Here is a 23,514-nt window from a genome sequence, read left to right on the forward strand (position 1 = left end):
CGCCTCCGTTAAGCTAAAGACTCTCTCTCCTGAGAAAGATTGATGGCCTGGCCTTTCCGGTTATGTAAAGAGAACACGGAGAAGAGCGTGAAGAGGCCTGAAACAGTGCCAAGAATGATATAGGTGTTGGCGAAACCAATGGTGTCGTACAGATAGCCGACAGCTGGCGAGTAGAGCGTAGTGGCGATGGACGCGGCAAACAGCACCAGCAGATAGATGGTCGATGAGAGCTTGTGATCGAAATTCTGCGCAATAAACTTAAACACGGCGATGAGAATGAGCGGCTTCTCGATGGCGTGCATCATTTTTACCGTGGCAATCCACACCGGGCCGAGAGGTACGGCGGAACCAAGAATACGTACCGACATAATCGTCCCGGCAATCACTAATGCCCATTTTGCTCCCACGCGATTTACAAACCACGGCATCAGCCCTAAAAATAGCGTTTCAAAACAGACCTGTACCGACGCGAGGGTGCCGTACCACTTATTCCCGACGTCTACGCTGGAGAATTGCAGGGAGAAATACTGGGCGAACTGCTGGTCATAGGTATCGTAGATTTGCGTGACGAACAGCGTGAAGATAATCAGCATCCAGAACTGACGATTTTTTGCCAGCTCGAACACATGTCCAGCCTTCAGCGAGGAGGTCATCTTCTCCTCTTCAACCGTGACCTCTATTTTGGTCAGCATAAAGCAGACAGCGGCTAATACGATAGCCGCGCTGGCCAGCCAGAAAGAGAGGTTAGGATTATCGTTGATATTGCGACCCACAATATAGGCCGCCGCGGCCCAGCCCAGCGATCCCCACATTCTGACCCGGCCATATTCAAAGGCGTAGCGACGGGAGATTTTATCAATGTAAGAGTCGATAACGCCGCAGCCCGAGTTAAAGATGATCCCCAGATAGATACCGCCGAGAATCGCCCCTAACCAGAAGGTGCTCACCAGTAGCGGAGCATAGACGTAAATAAAGAATGGCCCAATCGGCAACAGCAGGGCAACAATCAGGAAAATAAGCGATTTTTTGGTGCCAAATTTGTCAGAAATATAACCAAAGAATGGCTGCATGGTCAGGGCAATAAAGGCGTTGATGGCATAGAGCCAACCGGTTTTTGTCGCGCTAATACCCAGATGCTGGGTAGTCCAGATGACAAAAAAAGCCATCGTTGCCGACCAGGCAAACAGATAGAGAAAGTCGAAAATACTTAAAAGTATGTAGTTCCTTTTGCCGGTAACCATCTCTTTTTTCCTTATCAAGGAACAGACGTCGGTGCTTCGCCTGGGCTTCAGCGAATAGCGTTCTTGGGGTGTGGCTGGTTGATGTGACTCTGTCGTTTAAAATGTACGACGTTCACATCCGTGGGTTACATACAATACCTGACAAATCTTTTGCACAATGCTCACCGCGGCGAAATGTAACCGTTATCACACAACGTGCTTTTTTCTTGCGGCAAAAAGTGAACAAGATCGCAAAAATCCACCATGTGAACGTAAGACATTTTGGTATTATAGAGCGGTAAACTTGAGAGATAACCGAAAAGGAAAAAGGGTGCATAAGAGCAAAAACGCGACGCTGGAAGATGTTGCTCGCCACGCTGGCGTCTCTTACCAGACCGTCTCCAGGGTACTGAACAAGTCAGTGAACGTTGCCGAAAAGACCCGTATCCGCGTTGAAAAGGCCATTGAGGAACTACGCTATGTGCCAAATCGTCTCGCTCAGCAGCTGGTGGGGAAACAGGCCCAAACGCTTGGACTGGTGACGACTTCGCTTGCTCTCCATGCACCGTCACAGATAGCCGCTTCGGTAAAAAAACATGCCCGCGACGCTGGGTATCAGGTTCTTATCTCAATGATTGATGAAAGCGATACCACTGCCATTCAGCAGTCGATTAATGACTTTAAGTCGCAGCTGGTCGACAAAATCATTATCAACGTGCCGCTGGAAAGGGCCGTCGCTGAAACAGTGGCTAAGCAGAATGAAGACGTTACCTGTCTGTTTCTCGACGTCGCACCTGATAGCGATGTTTTCCACGTGATTTTCGATCCGACAAACGGCACCCGAGAGAGCGTAAAACAGCTTTATGAGCTGGGACACCGGCATATTGCGCTGATGCCTGGCCCACAGCATGCCGTATCGGCCCAGCTGCGTTTAGCCAGCTGGCTGGATAGCCTTAATGAGTATAGTCTGACGCCGTGCTCGGTTATCTTTGGCTCATGGGACGCGCCGAGCGGGTTTGCCGGCGTGCAGACGCTGCTTGCTGAGAAAAAAACGTTTACCGCTCTGCTGGCAGGTAACGACCAGATGGCACTGGGAGCGCTGAGCGCCTTACATCAGGCACGGATTGCCGTACCTGAGCAGGTCTCGGTAGTGGGTTACGATGACAGCTACGAAAGTGCGTTTTTTATCCCCTCTCTGACTACGGTGCGTCTGGATCTGGATGCGCAGGGGAGAGAGGCGGTAGCAAGGGTGTTGGCAGCTGCGCCGGGTAAGCTACCAGAGAGTTGCACTCTTCCGGCAGAGTTTGTGCTGCGTAGCTCAACGGCTATTTGGACTACCGTTGTCACATAATTGAACCATCGTTTCACAATCTTATTACTTTTGTGAACCGCTTCACCTCTGCTTCTCCAGACGTAGTGTAGTTTTTAAGCGTAAAAATTAAAACGCTGTCCTGGCGCTTACCTCACTACCCTGGAGTTGACTCAATGAAAACGACCCTCAAGCCGTTGTTAGCCGCTCTGTGCCTCTCTGCCTTTGCTTCCTCCGTTGCTGCTCAAACCATTAAGGCTGCCGACGTCCACCCGCAGGGTTATCCCAACGTGGTGGCCGTGGAGCAGATGGGCGAAAAACTGAAACAGCAAACCGACGGCAAGCTGGAGATTAAAGTCTTCCCCGGCGGCGTGCTCGGGGATGAAAAGCAGATGATTGAGCAGGCGCAGATGGGCGCCATCGACATGATCCGCGTCTCCATGGCACCGGTGGCGGCGATCCTGCCGGACATCGAAGTCTTTACGCTGCCCTACGTCTTCCGCGATGAAGATCACATGCATAAGATCATCGACGGCGATATCGGTAAAAGCATTGGTGACAAGCTCACCGCCAATCCGAAATCCCGTCTGGTATTCCTCGGCTGGATGGATTCCGGTACCCGCAACCTGATCACCAAGGATCCCATCGTCAAACCGGAAGATCTGAAAGGGAAGAAGATCCGCGTACAGGGTAGCCCGGTAGCGTTAGCCACGCTGAAAGATATGGGCGCTAACTCGGTAGCGATGGGCGTTAGCGAGGTCTATAGCGGAATGCAGACTGGCGTCATCGACGGCGCAGAGAACAACCCGCCGACCTACGTGGCGCACAACTATATGCCGGTCGCGAAAAACTATACTCTTAGCGGTCACTTTATCACCCCAGAGATGCTGCTCTACTCCAAAGTGAAGTGGGACAAACTCAGTGCCGACGAGCAGCAGAAGATCCTCACCCTTGCCCGCGAAGCGCAGTTTGAGCAGCGCAAGCTGTGGCAGGCCTATAACCAGCAGGCGCTCGACAAGATGAAGGCGGGCGGGGTTCAGTTCCACGACATCGACAAAACGGTCTTTATCAAAGCGACAGAGCCGGTGCGCGCCCAGTATGGCGATAAGCATCAGGATCTGATGAAAGCCATCGCTGACGTCCAGTAAACCTGACCTGTTGTGGAGGACGTATGTCCCAACTCTACCTGAAGTGGATGGACCGTCTGTACCTGCTCGCCATGGCCGTGGCGGGCCTGTCGCTGCTGGTGATGACCATCGTGATCCCGATTGGCATCTTCTCGCGCTACGTGCTCAACCGCGGCGAGTCCTGGCCGGAGCCAATCGCCATTATCTGCATGGTGACCTTTACCTTTATCGGGGCCGCGGTGAGCTACCGCGCCGGGTCACATATCGCGGTTAACATGCTTACCGATCGGCTGCCCGATTCGCTCAAAGCCCTGTGCGCCAGGCTGGTGGATCTGCTGATGCTGGGGATCTCGCTGCTGATTTTCTGGTACAGCTACCTGCTGTGCGTTGAGCTGTGGGAGCAGCCCGTCGCCGAGTTTCCCATTCTGACTTCAGGGGAGAGCTACCTGCCGCTGCCGCTCGGGTCGGCGATCCTGATCCTGTTTGTGCTTGAACGCCTGCTGTTTGGTTCGCAGGAAAACCGTCCGGTCGTACTGATCGGCAACCATGGTTAAGGGGTGAAAGATGGATGCGTTTGTTTTGTTATTCACCCTCGCCATTTTGCTGGCGCTGGGGATGCCGGTGGCCTTCGCTGTCGGATTAAGCGCCGTGGCTGGTGCGCTGTGGATCGACCTGCCTCTTGAGGCGCTGATGATCCAGATCACCAGCGGGGTGAACAAGTTTACCCTGCTGGCGATCCCGTTCTTTATCCTGGCGGGTGCGATCATGGCGGAAGGCGGCATTGCCCGGCGGCTGGTAAACTTTGCCTATATTTTTGTCGGCTTTATTCGCGGCGGCCTGTCGCTGGTGAATATTGTCGCCTCAACCTTTTTCGGCGCGATCTCCGGCTCGTCGGTAGCGGACACGGCCTCTATCGGCAGCGTGATGATCCCGGAGATGGAGAAGAAGGGCTACCCACGAGAGTACGCAGCGGCAGTGACCGCCAGCGGCTCGGTGCAGGCCATTCTCATCCCACCCAGCCATAACTCGGTGATCTACTCTCTGGCGGCGGGGGGTACGGTCTCCATCGCTACGCTGTTTATCGCTGGCGTACTGCCGGGGTTACTGCTCGGCGTGAGCCTGATGGTGCTCTGCCTGGGGTTTGCCCGCAAACGTGGCTACCCGAAAGGCGAACGGATCCCGTTTAAACAGGCGGTGAAAATCCTGCTTGATGCCATGTGGGGACTGATGACGGTGGTGATCATTCTCGGCGGCATTCTGTCGGGGATCTTTACCGCCACCGAGTCAGCGGCGGTCGCCTGCCTGTGGGCGTTCTTTGTCACGATGTTTATCTACCGCGACTACAAGTGGAACGAGCTGCCGAAGCTGATGTGCCGCACGGTGAAGACCGTCACCATCGTGATGATCCTGATCGGCTTTGCCGCAGCATTCGGCGCGGTGATGACCTACATGCAGCTGCCAATGCGTATCACCGAGTTCTTTACCTCGCTGTCGGATAACAAGTACGTCATTCTGATGTATCTCAACATTATGCTGCTGCTGATCGGCACCCTGATGGACATGGCCCCGATCATTCTGATCCTGACCCCGGTGCTGCTGCCGGTAACTAACTCGTTAGGGATCGATCCGGTGCACTTCGGCATGATCATGATGGTCAACCTCGGGATCGGGCTGATCACGCCGCCGGTAGGCTCGGTGCTGTTTGTCGCCAGCGCGGTGAGCAAGCAGAAGATCGAAACGGTAGTGAAGGCAATGCTGCCGTTTTACGCAATGCTGCTGGTGGTGCTGGGCATGGTGACCTATATCCCGGCCATTTCGCTCTGGCTACCGGGGATCCTGGGGATGCAGTAATATTTAAGAGGGTTCGTGTCGTTGTAGGCCCGGCAAGCATAGCGCCGCCGGGCGTTAAATCAGCTCCGCTACGCCAGGTGGGCGGCTAACGCCTGACCCGGCCTACGGTTCGTGCCCTATAGTTTTTATCTTCTACGTAATAACCGTAATGCGTTCGCCGTCACCAGCACCGTTGCGCCGGTGTCGGCGAGCACCGCCAGCCAAAGTCCGGTGATCCCCAGCAGGGTGGTCACCAGGAACACCGCCTTCAGCCCTAGCGCAATGGCAATGTTCTGCCGAATGTTGGCGTGCGTTGCCCGTGCCAGGGTAATCATCTCTGCCAGCCCGCTTAGCCTACTGTGAGTCAATGCCGCGTCGGCGGTCTCCAGCGCCACGTCGGTGCCGCTGCCCATCGCAATACCGATGGTCGCTGCCTTCATTGCCGGAGCATCGTTAATGCCGTCCCCAACCATCGCCAGCGGGGTGTGCACATTCAATGCGGTTACCGCCGCCACCTTATCTGCTGGCAGCAGTCCAGCTTTAAACTCAAGCCCCAGCTCGCGGGCTACCGCCGCTGCCGCACGCGGATTATCCCCCGTCAGGATCGTCCCCTGCACGCCCAGTCGATGCAGAGCGGCAACGGCTTCTTTAGCATCGTCACGCAGCGTGTCCCGCAGCGCCAACAGGCCTTTTAACGCGCCATCTTCAACCACGGCGATCACCGTCTGCCCGGCGGCTTCCAGCTTGTGAATGCGCTCGCTAAATTCGGAGGCAGGAAACTTATCCGCTGCACAAATCACGATCTTTTTACCCTCAACGTCGGCTTCAATACCCGACCCCACCAGCGCACGCTGCGCCGTAGCTGCCGGTATCACCAGCCCACGCGAGTGGGCTTCCCGCACAATTGCCTGCGCCAGCGGGTGGGTGGAACCCTGTTCAACCGCGGCAGCCAGCGTCAGCAGTTCGTTCTCTGTGGATGCATGAGGATAAATTCCTGTAACCTGCGGTTTACCCAGCGTCAGGGTGCCGGTTTTATCGAAGGCGATATGGCGCACGCGTCCGAGCTGCTCCAGCGCTGCGCCGCCTTTAATCAGCGCTCCCCGCCGTGCCGCGGCCGCCAGTCCGGAAGCGATCGCCGCTGGGGTGGAGATCACCAGCGCGCATGGGCAGCCGATGAGCAGCAGCGTCAGCCCCTTGTAGATCCAACCTTCCCACGCTGCGCTAAAGAGCAGCGGTGGCACAATCGCCACCAGCAGGGCGATGAACATAACGATCGGGGTATAGATCCGGCTGAAGCGATCGATAAAGCGTTCGACGGGCGCACGGCGCTCCTCGGCCTCCTCAATCAGCCTGAGGATGCGGTCGATGGCGCTATCGCCCGGCTCTGACAGCACCTTCAGCTGAACCATGCGATCCACGCTGGTGGCCCCGGCAGGCACTTTTTCCCCTGCGGTTCGCTCCACCGGGATCGATTCGCCGGTAAGGGCGCTCTCATCAAAGTCAGCGGCGGCGGTAAGTAGTGCTCCATCGGCCGGTAAACGCCCTCCGGCAGCCACCTCAATCACATTCCCTGGACGCAGCGCGCCTATCGCCACGGTTTTACGCTCGCCGTTAACCACCAAAGTTGCGGTCTCCGGCTTGAGCGCCATCAGGGCGCTAACCCCCTTACGCGCCCGGCTGGCGGCCCAGCCTTCAAGACGCTCGCCGACTAAAAATAGCAGCAGCACCATCGCTGCCTCTGCCGTTGCGCCGATAAACAGCGCCCCGATGGCCGCCACGCTCATCAACGTCTCAATGGCAAACCAGCTGCCGCTTCGCATCAGGCGCAGCGCCTGGCGGGCGATAGGGTAGAGGCCAACAAGAGTGGTAGCGATAAAGGCCAGATTACCGAGCGGATGGTTGACCTGCTCCAGCGCCCAGCTTAGCGCCATCATGATAATCAGCGTGATGATCGGCAGGTTTTCCTGCAGGAAGGACGTTTTCTCTGCCGGGGCCGTCTCGCTGCGCAGGGAGTAACCGGCTTTTTTGACCGCGGCCTCTACCTGCGCGCTGACGTTGCCCGAGGCGTTAACCAGCAGTTTCTCGGTGGCGAAAAGCACCTGAACCTGCTCAACCCCGGCAACCTGTCTGACCGCGTTCTCTACTTTGCGGGCGCAGGCGGCGCAGTCCATGCCGTTAACGATCCAGCTGTAACGATCGCCGCTAGCCGGAAGGGGGACAGCACGCTGCGTCTCGCACTCTACCTCGCAGCAGCAATCCTCTTTGACCGGGGTAGGGGTGAGCTTAAACGCCGTAAACTGCGGTGCTTTTTTGGGCTTTTCAGGAACAGACATGATGTCCTCCGGTCAATGATAATTTTCTCATTAACCGGAGGATACACTCTGGAGTCGACTCCAGAGTCAAGCGTTATAGATAGAGAGAGCGAACAATCAGGAAGTGGCCAGCAAAATAGCAGGCGCTGGAGATAGCGCTGTCTGCCCTGAAGCGGCGGCGATAGTGGCTGCCTAGCCAGACGATGTTACTCAGCAGCAGCAGGGTTGCACCGACAAATGCCGACAGCGCCGGGCTGGTGGGGCGGAAGAACCACAGCTCGCCTGCCAGCCAGACCATCACCAGCGTCATGGCAATAAAGGTGCATATGGGCCAGCGTAGCTCCTCAAGGCGTGTCCAGACGGTGGCAATCAACAGGACGCCAATTACCAACAGCACCAGCGGCAGCGGCCAGAAGAAGCTGAGGGTCATCTGGCTGGCGAAGTAGATGGTGTAAAGCAGATGGGCGAGGAAGAACGCCCCGATGGCGTAGAGCAGCTGCTGGCGAGGCAGCAGAGTCAGCGCATCGCCCACCAGGGTGGCGCACAGACCGGCCAGCACCAGATAGCTGACGGCGTTAAACATCGGCGCTTGCCAGGCTAGCAGCAATAGCAGCAGCAGCGTGACGGGTTTAAAAACCCAGCGTTGCCAGGCTGGCCCGCGATAGGACGCGTCCACGTAGAGCCAGGCGGAAAAACATACGGCGATAAACGACCAAAGCATCTTAATTCCTTGAATTCGTTACTGTCTCGTGGACGTCACGCCCACACCCTTGCTATTCAGTGTAGTGGCCGTTGCGGGCAGATGACAACGCTGGCCCGTGCGATTACTTCTTCTGCTGAAGATTCTGCTTAAGCCTTTTCTGCCACACCAGCAGCTCAAAGACGCCAAACAGGAAGATGCGCCACTGCTCGGCGGCGGTCATCTGCGGGCCATCCTTTGGCAGGGCGGTTTTCATCATCACCATCTGTAAGGCATGCATAAAGGCGGTGAAAACCAGCGCTACGTTGACGAAAATATTCAGCGGACGCGGGAAGGGGTGAACCAGGTTAAGGATCAGAAATGCCCAGACGCACAGCATCATGATTCGGCCCAGATTAATCAGCATGTTACGCTCCCTGTACGTATCGATGATAAAGGTACTTGTCGGTGATAGAGACGGTAGGCGACCTGTCCGGCTATCTTTTCACGGTGCAGATCCCAGTGTGTCGGCACGGGCGGCAGCCCATTTTCCACTTCGCTCTCTACATAGATTAGCGCGTCATCCGCCAGCCAGCCGTTATTTTCCAGCAGCCGCAATGTCTCATCAAGCAGGCCTTTACGAAACGGCGGATCGACAAAGACGATATCATGCGGGGTCCCGCTCTGGTTAAGGAACGCGAGGGTGTTGTCGTTAACCACCTTGCCCTGGGTGGCGTTCAGCGTCGCCAGGTTCTGTTGCAGCTGGCGGGCCACGCCGCGCTCCATCTCTATCAGCGTTGCCGAAGCGGCATAGCGCGACAGCGCCTCAAGGCCCAGCGCACCGCTGCCGGCGAAGCAGTCGAGGCAGCGCGCGTCTACCATTGAGGGGGCCAGCCAGTTAAACAGGGTCTCCCTGACGCGATCCGTGGTTGGCCGCAGGCCGGGGCTGTCCGGCACCGGGAGTTTTCGGCCGCGCCACTGGCCGCCAATGATGCGTATCTGGCCGCTGGCGGCTCGGTTGGGTTTTTTCATAATGCTGGCTCTGGTCACAATTTTTAGGCCGCCATTTTAGCGGCGGGCGACGCCGGACGAAACCTTAATCCGCAGGCGGTGCTGTGGAATCAGGAAAGTGTTAGACTAACGAATTACTTACACCATTTTCAGTCCCTGTTTGCGACTATCTTTAGGACAATACGGGCTGTGCCATGAATTAACCGCGAGGAGTGTAGTCGCAAATGGCAAAAGAGAAAAAACGGGGTTTCCTCTCCTGGCTGGGCCTGGGCCCAAAAGAGGAGCCGCAGCAGGCAGAGCCAGAGCAGCAGGTTGAGCAGCAGCCGGAAGAGCAGATCCAGCAGCAGGCGGCGGTTGTAACTGAAAAAGAGACGCAAGCGGAAGCAGAAGCGGAGCATGCCCCGCATAGCGAAGCCGAGTCAGAAGCCTTTGCCGCCGACGTCGTCGAGGTGACGGAGCAGGTTGTTGCCCGAGAAGAGCTTCAGGAGACTGTGCCGGAAGAGCTTCCAGAAGAGCCTGCGCCGCCGCAGGAAGCGCCTCTCCATGCTCAGCCGCCGGTGTACATTGCCCAGGAAGAGCTGCCGCAGACGGAAGAGGTTGCTCTCGTCGAGCCAGAGCCGGAACCGGAAGAGTGGTTAACCGAAGAGGATCAGCGTGACCTCACCGACGAGGAGCTGGAGGCCGCTGCGCTCTCTACCCCTGCGGAAGAGGAGATCGCCCTCGAGGAGGAGCCTGTTGAGGTCGCGCCTCTGGAGCAGGAAAAACCCACCAAAGAGGGTTTCTTTGCGCGCTTGAAACGCAGCCTGCTGAAAACGAAAGAGAATCTCGGTTCCGGATTTATCACTCTTTTCCGCGGCAAAAAAATCGATGATGATCTGTTCGAGGAGCTGGAAGAGCAGCTGCTGGTGGCGGACGTTGGCGTTGAGACGACGCGCAAAATTATCGCCACGCTGACCGAGAGCGCCAGCCGCAAACAGCTGCACGATGCCGAGGCGCTCTACGGCCTGCTGAAGGCAGAGATGGGCGATATTCTCGCAAAAGTTGATGCGCCGCTTAATATTGAAGGCAAAACGCCATTTGTTATTCTGATGGTCGGCGTCAACGGCGTAGGTAAAACCACGACTATCGGTAAGCTGGCACGTCAGTTTGAACAGCAGGGTAAATCGGTGATGCTGGCGGCAGGGGATACCTTCCGTGCGGCGGCGGTTGAGCAGCTTCAGGTGTGGGGCCAGCGCAACAATATCCCGGTGATTGCCCAGCACACCGGTGCAGACTCCGCTTCGGTCATCTTCGATGCTATCCAGGCGGCGAAATCACGCGGCATTGACGTGCTCATCGCCGATACTGCTGGTCGCTTGCAGAATAAAGCGCACCTGATGGAAGAGCTGAAAAAGATTGTCCGCGTAATGAAAAAGCTGGACGTCGACGCGCCGCATGAAGTGATGCTGACCATTGACGCCAGCACCGGGCAGAATGCAGTAAGCCAGACCCGTCTGTTTAACGAGGCGGTAGGCCTGACGGGGATCACGCTGACCAAGCTGGATGGTACGGCGAAGGGTGGGGTGATCTTCTCCGTCGCCGACCAGTTCGGGATCCCTATCCGGTATATCGGGACTGGCGAGCGTATAGAGGACTTGCGTCCGTTTAATGCGGGCGATTTTATAGAGGCACTTTTTGCCCGAGAGGATTAACAATGATTCGCTTTGAACACGTCAGCAAGGCCTATCTCGGTGGGAGACAAGCGCTGCAGGGGGTGACCTTTCACCTGCAGCAGGGCGAGATGGCATTTCTGACCGGCCACTCTGGCGCAGGGAAAAGTACGCTGCTCAAGCTGATCTGTGGTATTGAGCGGCCAAGCGCCGGGAAAATCTTCTTTGGCGGCCATGATATTAGCCGCCTGAAGAATCGCGAAGTGCCGTTTCTGCGTCGGCAGATCGGCATGATTTTCCAGGATCACCATCTGTTGATGGACCGTACGGTTTACGACAACGTGGCTATCCCACTGATTATTGCCGGGGCCAGCGGGGATGATATTCGTCGCCGCGTCTCTGCGGCGCTGGATAAGGTCGGGCTGCTGGACAAAGCGAAAAATTTTCCGATTCAACTCTCCGGCGGTGAGCAGCAGCGTGTGGGTATCGCCCGCGCCGTGGTCAACAAGCCGGCGGTGCTGCTGGCGGATGAACCGACCGGTAACCTTGATGAGGCGCTTTCGGAAGGCATTCTGCGCCTGTTCGAAGAGTTTAACCGCGTCGGGGTCACCGTTCTGATGGCAACGCACGACATCGGACTGATTTCCCGTCGTTCATATCGGACGCTGAGCCTGAGCGACGGCCATTTGCATGGAGGCCTGACGGGTGAATAAACGCGACGCAGTAAATCAAATCCGCCAGTTTGGCGGCAGGTTCGATCGCTTCCGCAAGCCTGGCGCAGGCGCGGGCGGCAATCGTCCCCCATCCGGACGCAGCAAGACGCCGCCTAAGCCCGGCTCACGGAAGAGTAACGTCTTCAATGAGCAGATGCGCTACGCGTTTAGCGGCGCGCTTCAGGATCTCAAGAGCAAGCCGCTGGCGACCTTCCTGACGGTGATGGTGATTGCTATCTCCCTCACGCTGCCCAGCGTCTGTTACATGGTCTATAAGAACGTCAACCAGGCGGCGACCCAGTACTATCCGTCGCCGCAGATCACCGTCTACCTTGATAAGGCGCTGGATGATAACGCCGCGCAGCAGGTGGTGGGCCAGCTACAGTCGGAGCAGGGGGTAGAGAAGGTTAACTATCTCTCCCGCGAGGATGCCCTTGGCGAGTTCCGTAACTGGTCCGGGTTTGGCGGCGCACTGGATATGCTCGAAGAGAACCCGCTGCCTGCCGTGGCGGTGGTGGTACCTAAGCTTGATTTCCAGAGCACCGAGTCGCTGAATACGCTGCGGGATCGTATTACCCGTATCAACGGTATCGATGAAGTGCGCATGGACGACAGCTGGTTTGCCCGCCTGACGGCGCTGACCGGGCTGGTCGGCCGTGTGTCGGCGATGATCGGCATTCTGATGGTAGCCGCCGTGTTCCTGGTGATCGGCAACAGCGTGCGTTTGAGCATCTTCTCCCGCCGCGACACGATCAACGTGCAGAAGCTGATTGGTGCGACTGACGGTTTTATCCTCCGTCCGTTCCTCTATGGCGGAGCGCTGCTGGGCTTTAGCGGGGCGCTGATGTCGCTGATCCTCTCTGAGGTACTGGTGATGCGGCTTTCCGCCGCCGTGACCGATGTAGCGAAGGTGTTTGGTACGCAGTTTAACCTCGACGGTCTGTCGTTTGATGAGTGCCTGCTGCTGCTGCTGGTCTGCTCAATGATCGGCTGGCTGGCCGCCTGGCTGGCGACGGTACAACATTTACGTCACTTTACGCCTGACTAAGCGATTTTTTGATATACTCTTTCCCTGCACTTGATGTCCTGCAGGGAAAGAGTCCCTGTTATCTCTTCTCCCCTGCTTCTGTTTTTATCAATGAAGTGTCACAATTTGTGCGTAATCTATTCACAAGATGGCATTGAACTTGTGGATAAAATCACTGTCTGATAAAAATGTGGATGATATTCTCGTTGCTCACAATCACTGGCATGTTTGTTGCCTTACCCAGGGACGAACCGCCGCCAGTAAGAAGTCTATTGAGAGGATTTGAATGACCAAAGAAATGCAAACTTTAGCTTTAGCCCCTGTTGGTAACCTGGAGTCTTACATCCGGGCCGCTAACGCTTGGCCGATGTTAACGGCTGATGAAGAGCGGGCGCTGGCTGAAAAGCTGCATTACCAGGGCGATCTGGAAGCAGCTAAAACGCTGATCCTGTCCCACCTGCGCTTTGTTGTTCATATTGCTCGTAACTACTCGGGCTATGGCCTGCCGCAGGCGGACCTGATCCAGGAAGGTAACATCGGTCTGATGAAGGCCGTGCGCCGCTTCAATCCAGAAGTGGGCGTGCGTCTGGTCTCGTTCGCGGTGCACTGGATCAAAGCCGAAATCCATGAATACGTGCTGCGTAACTGGCGTATCGTGAAGGTCGCCACCACTAAAGCGCAGCGTAAGCTGTTCTTTAACCTGCGTAAAACCAAGCAGCGTCTGGGCTGGTTCAACCAGGACGAAGTCGAAATGGTCGCACGCGAGCTGGGCGTCTCCAGTAAAGACGTGCGCGAGATGGAGTCCCGTATGGCCGCGCAGGACATGACCTTCGATATGTCCTCCGACGATGAGTCCGATAGCCAGCCGATGGCACCGGTGCTCTATCTGCAGGATAAATCGTCTAACTTTGCTGACGGCATTGAAGACGATAACTGGGAAGAGCAGGCGGCAAACCGCCTGACCGATGCGATGCAGGGTCTCGACGAGCGTAGCCAGGCGATCATTCGCGCCCGCTGGCTGGACGAAGATAACAAGTCCACGCTGCAGGAGCTGGCTGACCAGTACGGCGTCTCTGCCGAACGCGTGCGTCAGCTGGAAAAGAATGCGATGAAAAAGCTGCGCGCGGCAATCGAAGCGTAACCTCCGCGAAGTAACCTGCTGATACCCCTGGATGAGAGTTCGGGGGTTTTGTTTTTTTAGCGCCCGCTCTGGCGAATTTTTAGCCCCTGGCAAACACTTACAGATGCGCTACGCATGGGTATTTCTCAGGGGGACAGGGTGAAAAATAACGAACTAAATGAACGCCGCTTACAGGCGACACCGCGCGGCATCGGTGTAATGTGTCACTTCTTCGCCGACAGAGCGGAGAACGCCACGCTGTGGGATATAGAGGGCAACGAGGTGATCGACTTCGCCGCCGGGATTGCGGTGCTGAATACCGGTCATCGCCACCCGAAGGTTGTGGCGGCGGTGGAGAAACAGCTCCACGCTTTTACCCATACGGCCTATCAGGTGGTGCCCTATGAGAGCTACGTGACGCTGGCGGAGAAGATCAACGCCCGCGTGCCGGTCGAGGGACCAGCAAAAACGGCCTTCTTCTCTACCGGTGCGGAAGCGGTAGAGAACGCGATTAAAATCGCCCGCGCTTATACCAAACGCCCTGGCGTCATCGCCTTTGGCGGTGGCTTTCATGGCCGCACCTCGATGACGATGGCTCTCACCGGTAAAGTCGCCCCCTACAAAATTGGCTTTGGCCCTTTCCCCGGTTCGATCTTTCATGCTCAGTATCCGAATGCGGTACATGACGTCTCAACCCAGGATGCGCTGAAGAGCCTGGAGCGCATCTTTAAAGCCGATATCGCTCCGGACCAGGTGGCGGCCATCCTGCTGGAGCCGGTACAGGGGGAAGGCGGTTTTGTCATCGCGCCCGACGACTTTATGCAGGGCGTGCGTAAGCTCTGCGACCAGCACGGGATCCTGCTCATCGCCGATGAGGTTCAGAGCGGCTATGCCCGCACCGGCAAACTCTTTGCGATGGAACACTACAGCGTGAAGCCAGATCTCATCACCATGGCGAAGAGCCTCGCGGGTGGCCTGCCGCTGTCGGCGGTTTCCGGTCGTGCCGAGGTGATGGATGCCCCCGCACCGGGTGGGCTGGGCGGCACCTACGCCGGTAACCCGCTGGCGATCGCCTCCGCGCTGGCGGTGCTGGAGGTCATTGAAGAGGAGCAGCTTTGCGAGCGCTCCCGTGAGCTGGGGGAAGCCCTGGTGGCGGAGCTGAACAAGGCGAAGGCCACCTGCCCGTACATTGCCGACGTGCGTGCATTGGGTTCGATGGTCGCCGTAGAGTTTATCGATCCGCAGAGCGGCGAACCGTCGCCGGCCTTTACCCAGAAGGTACAGGCCCACGCGCTGGAGGCGGGCCTGCTGCTGCTCAGCTGCGGCGTCTACGGCAACGTCATCCGCTTCCTCTATCCGCTCACTATTCCCGATGCGCAGTTCCGTCGTGCGCTGGATATCCTCTCCCGCTCGCTGGCGCAGTAATCCCCCGCCCGGTGGCATACGACTGCCGGGCATACACTATTAACATTTCAAAATATCTATTCCCAAAAGATAAAAATGGGGTATGTTTTAGCAGAGTGTGCTGAAAAGGCGCGCACAGCAGACGCATATATGAAATAAAGCGCCATAAAACAACATCACAACAAGTGTTACAACCAGAACAATGGGGAATCTCAGGATGAAAATGAAGGGTAAAGCGTTACTGGCAGGATGTATTGCGTTGGCATTCAGCACCATGGCACAGGCAGACATTAAAGTGGCCGTGGTGGGCGCGATGTCCGGTCCGGTTGCGCAGTATGGCGATCAGGAGTTTACCGGCGCGGAACAAGCCGTTGCAGACATTAATGCGAAAGGCGGTATCAAAGGCGAAAAACTGCAAATTGTAAAATACGATGACGCCTGTGACCCGAAACAGGCCGTTGCGGTGGCGAACAAAGTGATTAACGATGGCATCAAATATGTTATCGGTCACCTCTGCTCCTCCTCCACGCAGCCAGCGTCTGATATCTATGAAGACGAAGGCATTCTGATGATCACCCCAGCGGCAACTGCTCCGGAGCTGACCGCACGTGGCTATAAACTGGTGCTGCGTACTACCGGTCTCGACTCCGATCAGGGACCGACCGCTGCGAAATACATTCTGGAAAAGGTCAAACCGCAGCGTATCGCCATCGTTCATGACAAACAGCAGTACGGTGAAGGCCTGGCCCGCGCCGTGCAGGATAATCTGAAGAAGGGCAACGCTAACGTGGTGTTCTTTGACGGTATCACCGCCGGTGAGAAAGATTTTTCCACCCTGGTGGCGCGCCTGAAGAAAGAGAACATCGACTTCGTCTACTACGGCGGCTACCATCCGGAGATGGGGCAGATCCTGCGTCAGGCTCGCGCCGCAGGCCTGAAAACCCAGTTTATGGGTCCGGAAGGGGTAGCGAACGTATCACTCTCTAACATCGCTGGCGAATCCGCCGAGGGTATGCTGGTGACCAAGCCGAAGAACTACGATCAGGTTCCGGCGAACAAACCGGTTGTGGATGCAATCAAGGCGAAGAAACAGGATCCGAGCGGCGCGTTCGTGTGGACTACCTACGCCGCGCTGCAATCCCTGCAGGCTGGCCTGAATCAGTCCGACGATCCGGCGGAAATTGCCACCTGGCTGAAAGCCAACTCCGTGGATACCGTAATGGGGCCGCTGTCATGGGATGAGAAGGGCGACCTGAAAGGCTTCGAGTTCGGTGTGTTTACCTGGCATGCCAATGGTACCGCCACGGATGCCAAATAGTTGATGTATACGCCGGGCGGCGGCTAACGCCTTGCCCGGCCTACGTCACTGGGGAAAATGGGATATGCAATAGCTGACGCCCTGTAGGCCCGGTAAGCGCTAGCGCTACCGGGCTTTTTATTGCCGCTCACACACCAGGCGTTGAATTTTTATACCGACAGGCATACAATAAATGTACGGTAAATATCCGTACATTTACGCTATTACCTTGATAGCTGAAGAGGTCATCATGACGGCACTTAAAAAGCAGCGTATCGATCTGCGCTTAACTGATGATGACAAGAGCATCATTGAAGAGGCTGCGGCGCTTACCAATCAGTCAATTACTCAGTTTATGCTCTCTAGCGCATCAGAAAGGGCGGCAGAAGTTATCGAGCAGCATCGAAGGGTTATTCTGAACGATGAATCCTGGACGCGCGTCATGGAAGCGCTCAGTAACCCACCATCACCTAATGAGAAACTCAACCGCGCGGCGAAACGTCTTCAAGACATGGAGTGAACCGTGGAAAACCTGACGATAGAGATCCTCGCAGAGGATGCGGAGTATAACTGGCAGCAGTTCGACTGCGGTGAAACGGTCCTCAATCTCTTTTTAACCGATCATCTCAGGCGACAGCATAACGGCAAAATTCTGCGCGCCTATGTTCTTAGAACTAAAACGCCGGAAAGACAGGTGCTGGGCTACTACACCCTGTCAGGTAGCTGCTTCGAGCGAGTAGCTCTGCCATCAAAGTCACAGCAGAAGAAAATCCCGTACAACAATATTCCCAGCGTTACCCTGGGACGCCTGGCCATCGATCGTTCCCTGCAAGGAAAAGGGTGGGGTTCGGTATTAGTTTCCCATGCGATGAAGGTTGTCTATTCGGCCTCGCAGGCTGTAGGGATTCATGGTCTGTTTGTTGAAGCGATGAATGAGAAAGCGCATGCGTTTTATCTCTCGTTGGGGTTTATTCCCCTGTCAGGAGAAAACGCGCATGCGCTCTTTTATCCGACAAAATCTATCGAACAGCTTTATTCATAAACTATTCAGGCCCGATAAGCGCTAGCGCCACCGGGCTTTTTATTGTCGCTACAGCCGTTTTTCCCAGCCGTCCTGCTGCGGGCGAAAGCCCAGCGCTTGGGTAAAGGCTGCCATGACGCTGCGGTTCTCGACGCCGACATCTGCTATCCACCAGCGGATCACCTGCGGATTACGCGCCATCGCCTCTTCAATCAGGTACTGCCCTACGCCACGACGGCGGGTCACGTCCCGTACGCGCAGAGAATCCAGCGCCCCCTCGCTGCCGCTAAGCGTCACGCGCACTGCCGCCAGCAGTCGCTCATTAAAGCGGGCAGCGTAGATCGGGTGCATATCGTCAACGTTTAACGAAGATGCGGAGTACTCCGGCCAAATTTTAGCTAAATCAATGCGATCTTGGTCGCTAAACGTGTCTAAACGGATGATGGTCAGTTTCATTCACTGCGGGTCCAAATCTCAAAAGATGGCAGCAGTGTACTCAATTTCCTTAGCCAGACGCTTTCACTTTTTAATCACGTGGATCAGGTGAATACTTTTAACGCAGCCGCTGAAGCAGTTTTAAACATCAGGGATCGAAAAACAGGCAGTTTTTTTATCTAATGAGTAGTGATTTATTCCGCTCTTTGTCCCATTATTTTATGCTGATGGGCGCGCTTTTTTTTGTTTATCTCTGTATAAATACAGAATATTATCTCTGCTTAATAGCCTGAAAAATAGAGTATTTACTCAGGTTTTACGGTAAAAACTGCGCTAAACCATTAAGCATGCTGGTAAAAATAGCGTTGTTTAATAAAAGTACAGAATGCTTTTTAACCATAATAAAACAAAATATATACACATCACGACGGTAATGGGGATTTCAGGTTATGAGAAGGAACGCGAAGACGTTGATCGCGGGCGCGATTGCACTGGCGGTGTCATATAGTGCGTCGGCTGCCGATATTAAAGTTGCCGTAGTGGGTGCAATGTCCGGGCCGGTCGCTCAGTGGGGAGACATGGAGTTCAACGGTGCACGCCAGGCCATCAAAGATATCAATGCCAAAGGCGGCATTAAGGGCGACAAGCTGGTTGCCGTTGAGTATGACGACGCCTGCGATCCGAAACAGGCCGTGGCGGTAGCGAATAAAATCGTTAATGACGGTATTCAATATGTCATTGGCCACCTCTGCTCATCATCAACCCAGCCCGCGTCGGATATTTATGAAGATGAAGGCATTCTGATGATCTCTCCAGGCGCAACTAACCCGGAGCTGACCGCACGCGGCTACAAATACATTATGCGCACCGCCGGGCTGGACTCGTCGCAGGGACCCACCGCAGCAAAATACATTCTTGAGAAGGTGAAACCGCAGCGTATCGCCATCATTCATGACAAACAGCAGTACGGTGAAGGGCTGGCCCGCTCCGTGCAGGATGGCCTGAAAAAGGGCAACGCGAACGTCGTCTTCTTCGACGGTATCACCGCCGGTGAGAAAGACTTCTCGGCGCTGATCTCCCGACTGCAGAAAGAGAATATCGACTTCGTCTACTACGGCGGCTACTACCCGGAGATGGGGCAGATGCTGCGCCAGGCGCGAGCCAACGGCCTGAAGACCCAGTTTATGGGGCCGGAAGGGGTAGGCAATGCGTCGCTCTCCAATATCGCGGGTAGTGCAGGCGAGGGGATGCTGGTCACGATGCCAAAACGCTATGACCAGGATCCGGCTAACGGCGCTATCGTAGAGGCGCTTAAGGCTGAAAAGAAAGATCCTTCTGGCCCTTACGTCTGGATCACCTACGCCGCCGTGCAGTCGCTGGCGACGGCGCTTGAGCGGTCCGGCAGCGCCGATCCGCTGGCACTCGCAACAGATTTAAAATCTCACGGGGCAAATACCGTGATTGGGCCGCTGAACTGGGATGAAAAAGGCGATCTGAAGGGATTTGAGTTCGGTGTCTTTGAATGGCATGCCGATGGTTCGTCTTCGGTAGCTAAGTAAATCTCAATCGCCCGCTCAGCTGGGCGAGTTTAGAAAGGTTACGTTATGTCCGAGCAGTTTCTCTACTTCCTGCAGCAGATGTTTAACGGCGTGACGCTGGGAAGCACCTATGCACTCATCGCCATCGGTTACACCATGGTCTACGGCATTATCGGCATGATCAACTTCGCCCATGGCGAGGTCTACATGATCGGTAGCTATGTCTCCTTTATGATTATCGCCGCCCTGATGATGATGGGCATCGACAGCAGCTGGCTGCTGGTAGCGGCCGGATTCGTTGGCGCGATTGTTATCGCCAGCGCCTACGGCTGGAGTATCGAACGGGTGGCCTATCGCCCGGTGCGTAAATCCAAGCGCCTGATCGCGCTGATCTCCGCCATCGGGATGTCCATTTTCCTGCAAAACTACGTCAGCCTGACCGAAGGTTCGCGTGACGTGGCTCTGCCGAGTCTCTTCAACGGCCAGTGGACTATCGGCAGCAGCGAGAACTTCGCCGCCTCGATCACCACCATGCAGCTGGTGATCTGGATTGTTACCTTCGTTGCCATGCTGGCGCTAACCCTGTTCATCCGCTACTCCCGCATGGGCCGCGCCTGCCGCGCCTGCGCGGAAGATCTGAAGATGGCCAGCCTGCTGGGGATCAACACCGACCGTGTCATCGCGCTCACCTTCGTGATAGGTGCGGCGATGGCAGCCGTGGCGGGCGTCTTGCTCGGCCAGTTCTATGGCGTAATCAACCCCTACATCGGCTTTATGGCGGGGATGAAGGCCTTTACCGCCGCGGTGCTGGGCGGGATCGGCAGTATTCCCGGCGCGATGATTGGCGGCCTGATCCTGGGCGTGGCCGAATCGCTCTCCTCCGCGTATCTGAGTACCGAATATAAAGATGTGGTGTCGTTTGCTCTGCTGATCCTGGTGCTGTTGGTGATGCCAACCGGTATCCTGGGCCGCCCGGAGGTTGAAAAAGTATGAAACCGATGCATTTTGCGATGGCGCTGCTCTCTGCTGCGCTCTTCTTTGTGCTGGCCGGCGTCTTTATGGGCGTCCAGCTTAGCCTTGACGGCACCAAACTGGTGGTCGGCAGCGCGGCAGATATCCGCTGGCAATGGGTCTTTATCGGCACCGCGGTAGTCTTTCTCTTCCAGCTCCTGCGTCCCATGATGCAGAAAGGGCTGAAGAACGTCTCCGGGCCGAAGTTTATCCTGCCCGCCATTGACGGTTCGACGGTTAAACAGAAGCTGTTTCTGATAGCCCTGCTGGTCGCTGCTGTGGCGTGGCCGTTTGTGGTCTCCCGCGGGACGGTGGATATTGCCACCCTGACCATGATCTACATTATCCTCGGCCTCGGGCTGAACGTGGTGGTGGGTCTGTCCGGCCTGCTGGTGCTGGGCTACGGCGGTTTCTACGCCATCGGTGCCTACACCTTTGCACTGCTGAACCACTATTATGGTCTTGGCTTCTGGACCTGCCTGCCGCTGGCGGGGCTGGTCTCGGCCGCGGCGGGTTTCCTGCTGGGCTTCCCGGTGTTGCGCCTGCGCGGTGACTATCTGGCGATCGTGACCCTCGGTTTCGGTGAGATCGTGCGTATTCTGCTGCTCAACAACACCGAGGTGACCGGTGGCCCGAACGGCATCAGCCAGATCCCAAAACCGACGCTGTTTGGCCTTGAGTTTAGCCGTACCGCTCGCGAAGGCGGCTGGGATACCTTCAGCAACTTCTTCGGCGTGAAGTACGATCCCAGCGACCGGGTCGTCTTCCTCTATCTGGTGGCGCTGCTGCTGGTGGTCTTTACCCTGTTCGTCATCAACCGGCTGCTGCGCATGCCGCTGGGCCGGGCGTGGGAAGCGCTGCGTGAGGATGAGATCGCCTGCCGCTCGCTGGGCCTCAATCCGACCCGCATCAAGCTGACCGCCTTTACCATCAGCGCCGGGTTTGCGGGCTTTGCCGGCACGCTGTTCGCTGCGCGGCAGGGCTTCGTCAGCCCGGAATCCTTTACCTTTGCCGAGTCCGCCTTTGTGCTGGCGATCGTAGTGCTGGGCGGAATGGGCTCGCAGTTCGCGGTTATTCTCGCGGCGATCCTGTTGGTGGTCTCTCGTGAACTGATGCGTGATTTCAATGAGTACAGCATGTTAATGCTGGGTGGTCTGATGGTACTGATGATGATTTGGCGTCCAGAAGGCTTGCTGCCGATGACCCGTCCGCAATTGAAACTGAAAAACGGGCAAGTGAAAGGAGAGCAGGCATGAGTGAGCCATTACTGTCCGTTAACGGCCTGATGATGCGCTTCGGCGGGCTGCTGGCGGTAAACAACGTCGCGCTGGAACTGCATCCGCAGGAGATTGTCTCCCTGATTGGGCCAAACGGCGCGGGGAAAACCACGGTGTTCAACTGCCTGACCGGCTTCTATAAGCCCACCGGCGGCACTATCATGCTGCGCGACCAGCACCTGGAAGGGCTGCCGGGGCAGCAGATTGCCCGCATGGGCGTAGTGCGTACTTTCCAGCATGTGCGTCTGTTCCGTGAGATGACGGTGATTGAGAACCTGCTGGTGGCCCAACATCAGCAGCTTAAGACAGGCCTCTTCTCCGGCCTGCTGAAGACTCCCGCTTTCCGCCGCGCTCAGAGCGAAGCCCTGGATCGCGCCGCGACATGGCTGGACCGCATCGGCCTGCTGGCGCACGCTAACCGTCAGGCCAGCAACCTGGCCTATGGCGACCAGCGCCGTCTGGAGATCGCCCGCTGCATGGTGACCCAGCCGGAGATCCTGATGCTGGACGAACCGGCGGCAGGGCTGAACCCGAAAGAGACTAAAGAGCTGGACGAGCTGATCGTTGAGCTGCGTAACCATCACAACACCACCATCCTGCTGATTGAGCACGATATGAAGCTGGTGATGGGTATCTCCGACCGTATCTACGTGGTAAACCAGGGCACGCCGCTGGCAAACGGCACGCCGGAGCAGATTCGTAACAACCCGGACGTGATCCGCGCCTATTTAGGTGAAGCATAATGGTGGTGACGCGTAACATGGAAAACGTGATGTTATCTTTTGACCAGGTCAGCGCCCACTACGGCAAAATCCAGGCGCTGCACGACGTTAGCCTGCATATCAACCAGGGCGAAATCGTCACCCTGATCGGTGCCAACGGCGCGGGTAAAACCACGCTACTCGGCACTCTGTGCGGCGATCCGCGCGCCAGCAGCGGGCGTATTGTCTTTGACGGTAAAGATATTACCGACTGGCAGACCGCTAAGATCATGCGCGAAGCGGTGGCGATTGTGCCGGAAGGGCGGCGCGTCTTCTCCCGCATGACGGTAGAGGAGAACCTGGCGATGGGCGGCTTCTTTGCCGATCGCGATCAGTTCCATACCCGCATCAAGTGGGTCTACGAGCTGTTCCCGCGCCTGCACGAGCGTCGCATCCAGCGGGCTGGAACCATGTCCGGCGGTGAACAGCAGATGCTGGCCATTGGCCGGGCGCTGATGAGCCAGCCGCGGCTGCTGCTGCTCGACGAGCCATCCCTTGGTCTTGCGCCGATTATCATCCAGCAGATTTTTGACACCATCGAACAGCTGCGTAAAGAGGGGATGACCATCTTCCTCGTGGAGCAGAACGCCAACCAGGCGCTGAAGCTCGCCGATCGCGGCTACGTGCTGGAGAACGGTCGCGTGGTGCTATCCGATACCGGCGACGCGCTGCTGGCCAACGAAGCGGTGCGGAGTGCCTATTTAGGCGGTTGATTCGTCTCCTACGCCCGGCGGCGCTCTGCTTGCCGGGCCTACATATTCCTGTCATCTTTC

General features: G+C 56.5%; 22 protein-coding genes and 1 pseudogene. 17 read left to right on the forward strand and 6 right to left on the reverse strand.

Annotated features, from left to right (window positions below; genetic code table 11):
• Window positions 1–8: 8 nt before the first annotated feature.
• A complete protein-coding gene (locus RTM13_RS09655; RefSeq protein WP_312211832.1) occupies window positions 9–1,241 on the reverse strand; it encodes an oligosaccharide MFS transporter in 1,233 nt (410 codons plus the stop codon).
• A gap of 310 nt (window positions 1,242–1,551) precedes the next feature.
• On the opposite strand from RTM13_RS09655, the pseudogene RTM13_RS09660 reads away from it, so the two are divergent.
• The 4 genes and pseudogenes from RTM13_RS09660 to RTM13_RS09675 form a co-directional block, all read left to right on the forward strand.
• Window positions 1,552–2,544: pseudogene (locus RTM13_RS09660) on the forward strand (LacI family DNA-binding transcriptional regulator); the annotation flags it as partial.
• A gap of 161 nt (window positions 2,545–2,705) precedes the next feature.
• Window positions 2,706–3,677 carry a TRAP transporter substrate-binding protein gene (locus RTM13_RS09665; RefSeq protein ID WP_312211833.1) on the forward strand — a complete coding sequence of 324 codons (972 nt, stop codon included), beginning with the start codon at window positions 2,706–2,708 and terminating at the stop codon, window positions 3,675–3,677.
• Between the two features lie 23 nt (window positions 3,678–3,700).
• Complete coding sequence (locus RTM13_RS09670) at window positions 3,701–4,210, forward strand: TRAP transporter small permease (protein ID WP_312211834.1); 510 nt, start codon at window positions 3,701–3,703, stop codon at window positions 4,208–4,210.
• A 10-nt stretch (window positions 4,211–4,220) separates the two neighbouring features.
• Window positions 4,221–5,507 carry a TRAP transporter large permease gene (locus tag RTM13_RS09675; protein WP_312211835.1) on the forward strand — a complete coding sequence of 429 codons (1,287 nt, stop codon included), beginning with the start codon at window positions 4,221–4,223 and terminating at the stop codon, window positions 5,505–5,507.
• A 125-nt stretch (window positions 5,508–5,632) separates the two neighbouring features.
• Here the strand turns inward: RTM13_RS09675 and zntA are convergent, their stop codons facing one another.
• From zntA to rsmD, 4 genes are all read right to left on the reverse strand, one after another.
• On the reverse strand, window positions 5,633–7,819 hold the full coding sequence (zntA, locus tag RTM13_RS09680; RefSeq protein WP_312211836.1) for a Zn(II)/Cd(II)/Pb(II) translocating P-type ATPase ZntA: 2,187 nt from the start codon (window positions 7,817–7,819) through the stop codon (window positions 5,633–5,635).
• Between the two features lie 73 nt (window positions 7,820–7,892).
• The gene (locus RTM13_RS09685) at window positions 7,893–8,519 is read right to left on the reverse strand and encodes a lysoplasmalogenase (protein ID WP_312211837.1); all 627 of its coding nucleotides are present in this window, start codon (window positions 8,517–8,519) and stop codon (window positions 7,893–7,895) included.
• A gap of 103 nt (window positions 8,520–8,622) precedes the next feature.
• On the reverse strand, window positions 8,623–8,904 hold the full coding sequence (locus RTM13_RS09690; RefSeq protein WP_042393225.1) for a DUF1145 family protein: 282 nt from the start codon (window positions 8,902–8,904) through the stop codon (window positions 8,623–8,625).
• Complete coding sequence (gene rsmD / locus RTM13_RS09695) at window positions 8,898–9,509, reverse strand: 16S rRNA (guanine(966)-N(2))-methyltransferase (RefSeq protein WP_312211838.1); 612 nt, start codon at window positions 9,507–9,509, stop codon at window positions 8,898–8,900. The genes RTM13_RS09690 and rsmD overlap by 7 nt, the downstream gene beginning before the upstream one ends.
• A 203-nt stretch (window positions 9,510–9,712) precedes the next feature.
• On the opposite strand from rsmD, the gene ftsY reads away from it, so the two are divergent.
• From ftsY to RTM13_RS09735, 8 genes are all read left to right on the forward strand, one after another.
• On the forward strand, window positions 9,713–11,179 hold the full coding sequence (gene ftsY / locus RTM13_RS09700; RefSeq protein WP_312211839.1) for a signal recognition particle-docking protein FtsY: 1,467 nt from the start codon (window positions 9,713–9,715) through the stop codon (window positions 11,177–11,179).
• 2 nt (window positions 11,180–11,181) lie between these two features.
• Window positions 11,182–11,850, forward strand: a complete 669-nt coding sequence (gene ftsE, locus RTM13_RS09705; RefSeq protein ID WP_312211840.1) for a cell division ATP-binding protein FtsE — start codon at window positions 11,182–11,184, stop codon at window positions 11,848–11,850.
• Window positions 11,843–12,898: a permease-like cell division protein FtsX gene (gene ftsX, locus RTM13_RS09710; protein WP_312211841.1), complete on the forward strand. Its 1,056-nt coding sequence runs from the start codon at window positions 11,843–11,845 to the stop codon at window positions 12,896–12,898. Before ftsE ends, ftsX begins: the two co-directional genes overlap by 8 nt.
• A 265-nt stretch (window positions 12,899–13,163) precedes the next feature.
• Window positions 13,164–14,018 carry an RNA polymerase sigma factor RpoH gene (gene rpoH / locus RTM13_RS09715; protein WP_103820369.1) on the forward strand — a complete coding sequence of 285 codons (855 nt, stop codon included), beginning with the start codon at window positions 13,164–13,166 and terminating at the stop codon, window positions 14,016–14,018.
• 138 nt (window positions 14,019–14,156) lie between these two features.
• Window positions 14,157–15,422 (forward strand): 4-aminobutyrate--2-oxoglutarate transaminase, encoded by a 1,266-nt coding sequence (locus RTM13_RS09720; RefSeq protein ID WP_312211842.1) that lies wholly within the window; start codon window positions 14,157–14,159, stop codon window positions 15,420–15,422.
• A 196-nt stretch (window positions 15,423–15,618) separates the two neighbouring features.
• Window positions 15,619–16,719, forward strand: coding sequence for a branched chain amino acid ABC transporter substrate-binding protein LivJ (livJ, locus tag RTM13_RS09725; RefSeq protein ID WP_312211843.1), 1,101 nt, complete (start codon window positions 15,619–15,621; stop codon window positions 16,717–16,719).
• A gap of 229 nt (window positions 16,720–16,948) precedes the next feature.
• Complete coding sequence (locus tag RTM13_RS09730) at window positions 16,949–17,218, forward strand: DUF1778 domain-containing protein (protein ID WP_312211936.1); 270 nt, start codon at window positions 16,949–16,951, stop codon at window positions 17,216–17,218.
• A gap of 3 nt (window positions 17,219–17,221) precedes the next feature.
• Window positions 17,222–17,740 carry a GNAT family N-acetyltransferase gene (locus RTM13_RS09735; RefSeq protein ID WP_312211844.1) on the forward strand — a complete coding sequence of 173 codons (519 nt, stop codon included), beginning with the start codon at window positions 17,222–17,224 and terminating at the stop codon, window positions 17,738–17,740.
• A 48-nt stretch (window positions 17,741–17,788) separates the two neighbouring features.
• Here the strand turns inward: RTM13_RS09735 and panM are convergent, their stop codons facing one another.
• Window positions 17,789–18,175, reverse strand: a complete 387-nt coding sequence (panM, locus tag RTM13_RS09740) for an aspartate 1-decarboxylase autocleavage activator PanM (protein ID WP_312211845.1) — start codon at window positions 18,173–18,175, stop codon at window positions 17,789–17,791.
• A 428-nt stretch (window positions 18,176–18,603) separates the two neighbouring features.
• Between panM and livK the strand changes: the two genes are divergently transcribed.
• Genes livK through livF form a run of 5 tightly spaced genes read left to right on the forward strand, consistent with a single transcriptional unit; the run spans window position 18,604 to window position 23,454 of the window.
• On the forward strand, window positions 18,604–19,713 hold the full coding sequence (gene livK, locus RTM13_RS09745; RefSeq protein ID WP_312211846.1) for a high-affinity branched-chain amino acid ABC transporter substrate-binding protein LivK: 1,110 nt from the start codon (window positions 18,604–18,606) through the stop codon (window positions 19,711–19,713).
• Window positions 19,714–19,758: 45 nt separating this feature from the next.
• Complete coding sequence (gene livH, locus RTM13_RS09750; protein WP_312211847.1) at window positions 19,759–20,685, forward strand: high-affinity branched-chain amino acid ABC transporter permease LivH; 927 nt, start codon at window positions 19,759–19,761, stop codon at window positions 20,683–20,685.
• Window positions 20,682–21,959 (forward strand): high-affinity branched-chain amino acid ABC transporter permease LivM, encoded by a 1,278-nt coding sequence (locus tag RTM13_RS09755; RefSeq protein ID WP_312211848.1) that lies wholly within the window; start codon window positions 20,682–20,684, stop codon window positions 21,957–21,959. The genes livH and RTM13_RS09755 overlap by 4 nt, the downstream gene beginning before the upstream one ends.
• Window positions 21,956–22,723: a high-affinity branched-chain amino acid ABC transporter ATP-binding protein LivG gene (gene livG / locus RTM13_RS09760; RefSeq protein ID WP_312211849.1), complete on the forward strand. Its 768-nt coding sequence runs from the start codon at window positions 21,956–21,958 to the stop codon at window positions 22,721–22,723. The genes RTM13_RS09755 and livG overlap by 4 nt, the downstream gene beginning before the upstream one ends.
• A gap of 17 nt (window positions 22,724–22,740) precedes the next feature.
• Window positions 22,741–23,454, forward strand: a complete 714-nt coding sequence (livF, locus tag RTM13_RS09765) for a high-affinity branched-chain amino acid ABC transporter ATP-binding protein LivF (RefSeq protein WP_312211850.1) — start codon at window positions 22,741–22,743, stop codon at window positions 23,452–23,454.
• Window positions 23,455–23,514 lie beyond the last annotated feature (60 nt).

The sequence above is a fragment of the Pseudescherichia sp. genome (genome assembly GCF_031979925.1).
Taxonomy (GTDB): domain Bacteria; phylum Pseudomonadota; class Gammaproteobacteria; order Enterobacterales; family Enterobacteriaceae; genus Pseudescherichia.

Bases quoted from the DNA above. Each gene is read 5' to 3' on its own strand.
- RTM13_RS09655 (WP_312211832.1), bottom strand. From the start codon at position 1,241: ATGGTTACCGGCAAAAGGAACTACATACTTTTAAGTATTTTCGACTTT.
- RTM13_RS09665 (WP_312211833.1), top strand. From the start codon at position 2,706: ATGAAAACGACCCTCAAGCCGTTGTTAGCCGCTCTGTGCCTCTCTGCC.
- RTM13_RS09670 (WP_312211834.1), top strand. From the start codon at position 3,701: ATGTCCCAACTCTACCTGAAGTGGATGGACCGTCTGTACCTGCTCGCC.
- RTM13_RS09675 (WP_312211835.1), top strand. From the start codon at position 4,221: ATGGATGCGTTTGTTTTGTTATTCACCCTCGCCATTTTGCTGGCGCTG.
- zntA (WP_312211836.1), bottom strand. From the start codon at position 7,819: ATGTCTGTTCCTGAAAAGCCCAAAAAAGCACCGCAGTTTACGGCGTTT.
- RTM13_RS09685 (WP_312211837.1), bottom strand. From the start codon at position 8,519: ATGCTTTGGTCGTTTATCGCCGTATGTTTTTCCGCCTGGCTCTACGTG.
- RTM13_RS09690 (WP_042393225.1), bottom strand. From the start codon at position 8,904: ATGCTGATTAATCTGGGCCGAATCATGATGCTGTGCGTCTGGGCATTT.
- rsmD (WP_312211838.1), bottom strand. From the start codon at position 9,509: ATGAAAAAACCCAACCGAGCCGCCAGCGGCCAGATACGCATCATTGGC.
- ftsY (WP_312211839.1), top strand. From the start codon at position 9,713: ATGGCAAAAGAGAAAAAACGGGGTTTCCTCTCCTGGCTGGGCCTGGGC.
- ftsE (WP_312211840.1), top strand. From the start codon at position 11,182: ATGATTCGCTTTGAACACGTCAGCAAGGCCTATCTCGGTGGGAGACAA.
- rpoH (WP_103820369.1), top strand. From the start codon at position 13,164: ATGACCAAAGAAATGCAAACTTTAGCTTTAGCCCCTGTTGGTAACCTG.
- livJ (WP_312211843.1), top strand. From the start codon at position 15,619: ATGAAAATGAAGGGTAAAGCGTTACTGGCAGGATGTATTGCGTTGGCA.
- RTM13_RS09730 (WP_312211936.1), top strand. From the start codon at position 16,949: ATGACGGCACTTAAAAAGCAGCGTATCGATCTGCGCTTAACTGATGAT.
- panM (WP_312211845.1), bottom strand. From the start codon at position 18,175: ATGAAACTGACCATCATCCGTTTAGACACGTTTAGCGACCAAGATCGC.
- livK (WP_312211846.1), top strand. From the start codon at position 18,604: ATGAGAAGGAACGCGAAGACGTTGATCGCGGGCGCGATTGCACTGGCG.
- livH (WP_312211847.1), top strand. From the start codon at position 19,759: ATGTCCGAGCAGTTTCTCTACTTCCTGCAGCAGATGTTTAACGGCGTG.
- RTM13_RS09755 (WP_312211848.1), top strand. From the start codon at position 20,682: ATGAAACCGATGCATTTTGCGATGGCGCTGCTCTCTGCTGCGCTCTTC.
- livG (WP_312211849.1), top strand. From the start codon at position 21,956: ATGAGTGAGCCATTACTGTCCGTTAACGGCCTGATGATGCGCTTCGGC.
- livF (WP_312211850.1), top strand. From the start codon at position 22,741: ATGGAAAACGTGATGTTATCTTTTGACCAGGTCAGCGCCCACTACGGC.